The sequence below is a fragment of the Variovorax sp. 01T439_2 genome, from assembly GCF_056398445.1.
Genome location: NZ_JBFTPJ010000820.1, coordinates 1 through 2,709, shown reverse-complemented (window position 1 = coordinate 2,709; position 2,709 = coordinate 1). Strand labels below are relative to the sequence as shown.

General features: G+C 69.1%; 2 protein-coding genes. Both read right to left on the bottom strand.

Going from position 1 to position 2,709, the window contains the following annotated elements:
• A partial coding sequence (locus AC1DOC_RS28320) for a pentapeptide repeat-containing protein (RefSeq protein ID WP_478130982.1) occupies positions 1 to 661 on the bottom strand: 661 nt, incomplete at its 3' end.
• Positions 658 to 2,709 (bottom strand): DUF2169 family type VI secretion system accessory protein (locus AC1DOC_RS28315; RefSeq protein WP_478130981.1); only part of this gene is annotated, 2,052 nt, incomplete at its 5' end. The genes AC1DOC_RS28320 and AC1DOC_RS28315, both read right to left, overlap by 4 nt.

The window sequence follows — 2,709 nt, the reverse complement described above, 5'->3', positions numbered from 1 at the left end:
GCGTGGTGCCCTTGAAGTTGGCTTGGGTGAGCGTGGCGCCGCTGAAGTCGGCATCGTCCAGGCGGCTGTCCGTGAACTGGCACATGCACAGCGAGAGGCCCGCGAAGCGCTGGCCGCTCAGGTCGCACTCCAGGAACATTGCGTTGAGGCCGGATGCACCCTGGAAAATCGCCGTCTTCAGGTCGAGGCGGTAGAAGGTCACGTGGCCCAGCGCCGCGCCGGTGAAATCGGCCCGGTCGAGCTGCGATTCCATGAAGCTCGCGCGCTCGAACTGCCGCGACTGCAGGCGGCTTTGCGTGAGCTCGCAGCGAAAGAACTTGGTGAGATCGAGCCTGGCCTGCGCGAAGCTCGCCCGCGCCGCGTGGCACTCGACGAAGGAGGCGCCCTCCAGCGTGGCGGCATCGAACCGTGCCGCCTCCATGCGGCTGCGAAAGAACTGCGCCTCCTTCAACTGGGCGAAGGAAAAGTCGCATCCCGAGAGCTGGCAGTGCGACAGCGAGCTGCCTTCGAGATTGGCCCGGGCGAGGTTCGCGCCGCTGAAATCGACGTCGTCCATCATCGCGCCCGAGAGGTCGAGGCCGCTCAAGTCCCATCCCCTGCAATCGGCGTTGCCGACCTGGGTGCCATGGCGGATCCTGTCGACGAGTTCATCGCGGGTCATTCGGGCGCTGCGGCGCGCCGTGCGGGCCAGGTCTTGGCATGCCGTGTGTAGGCGCCGAGCAGGTGGGTGCTGCCGTCGATCAGGCTTTGCGACACGTCGGTGCGAAACAGGTTGGCGCCGCTCAGGTCGGCCTGCGCGAAGACGGCCTTCGAGAAGTTGGCGTCGATGAGGTTGGCGCCGCGCAAGCTGGCGCCGGTGAGGTCGGCGCGCACGAAGAGGCTCTCGCCCGCGACGAGCCGCTCGAGCTTGGCGCCCTGCAGCGCGCATTCCGAAAAATCGCAGTTGTCCAGGCGCGCTTCGCGCAGGTCCGCCTGCTGCAGCGGCGTCGTGCGCAGGCCGCATTGCTTGAGCGCGGCGCGGCGCAATACGGCGCCGGCCAGCGTGCTGCCGTGCGCGAAGCTGCAGGCATCGAGCCGGGCGTCGGAGAAGTCGACCGACCGGCTGCAGTCGCTCGTGACGAAGCTGCAGCGCACCAGGGACGCATTGGTGAAGCGCACATCCTCCAGCGCGCATTCGAGCCATACCACCTGCTGGAAGGAGGCGCCGTCGAAGGCCATGCCGCTCATGCGCAGCTTCGTCAGGAAGACCTGGTGCCAGTCGGAGCCGCGAAAGTCGCAATGGCTCATCTCGCTTTCGGTGAAGCGCGTCTGGTCGAGCACGGTGTTGGCCATGTTGCAGGACGCGAAGCGCGTCTTCTCGCAGTTGGCGCTGCTCAGGTCGGCGCCGGAGAAATCGGCGAACTCGCAGTGCGCGCCACCGAGGTTGGCGTTGCGGAAGGTCGCACTGGCCAACGACGTGCGCGAGAGCCGGGCCCGTGCCAGCACCGCGCCGTTGAAGTTGGCGTCCGACAGTTGCGCGTTGTCGAGGTTGGCGTCTTCGAGTGCGGCGCCGGAGAAGTCGGCCCCGCGCAGGTCCATGTCCGAGAGATCGGCCCCGACGAGCCGCATGCCCGAGAAATTGCGCGCCCCGGGCGCGGCCTCGGCCAGCCGCCGCCGGATCTTCGCGGCGCGGAACGAGGGCATGGGCGGCGCGGCGTCGGACAGGTGGGCGCCGTGGAGGTAGCCCTGCCGGATCTGCGCGGTCATCCGATCCTTGGTGCCCAGGGAGATGAGCGTGGGCGGGGGGCTTGCGGGGGTCCCGGCGGGTGGCGCGGCGGCAAGCTGTTCGAGCTGCCGTATCAGCGCGTCGGGATCGAAGCGCTGCGGCTGCTCGCGGCTTTTCTGCAGCAGCGCGGGGTCGATTTCTTCCTCTTGCCTGCGGCGCATCTGTTCGCCCTGGGCTTGCAGGTTTTTTCGGGCTTCCATCATTTCCCCTTGCATGCGCTCGAAGTACTCGGGCACGTCGTCGAACTCCAGCGGCGCGGCCGGGGGCTGGGGCGCGGGCAGGTACTTGTCGGGATCGACGCCCAGCGCGATGAGTTCGGCGCGGCGGCTTTCGTGGTCGCGCTGCTGGCCGGCACGCAGGTTGCGCAGCAGCGGCCGCGCCATCGGGTCGGGCGCGTCGAGGATGCCCCAGCGCCCGAGGACCGCCTTGGGTGCGAGGTCGCTGTCGCGAAAGGCGAGCAGGCCGCCGCGCGCGGTGTCCAGGCGCTGCAGCAGCACGGATTGGTAATGCGCGAGCTCGCGCGGCTCCTGCGGCAGCTCGAGTGCCGGCATGATGTGCCGCACGTCTGCCGCGTCGTCCTCGCGCACCGGCAGCACGCCGTGCCAGATCAGCGCCACGCGCTCGCGGTGCGGGAAGAACCAGGCCGTGGTYAGGCGCAGGCCGATCTCGTGCAGGCCGCGGCCTTCCCTGTCGAAGCTTGCGAAGCAGCGTGCGCGCCAGTCGGGCAGGCGGCCGCTCAGCACCGGCTTTTCCGGGTGCATGTTGAGAATTTCGTAGGGCGCGCCGGGCGGGAGCTCCTGGCGCCCGGGCCAGCGCTGGTCTTCGGGCGCGGCGTTGAAGAAGCGCCAGTCCATGTCTTGCGCGAACCCCGGGAAGTGGTGCTCCAGCCAGTGCTGCCCGAACTTGCTGCCCATCAGGGCCATGCGCTGCGGGCTGTCGATGGG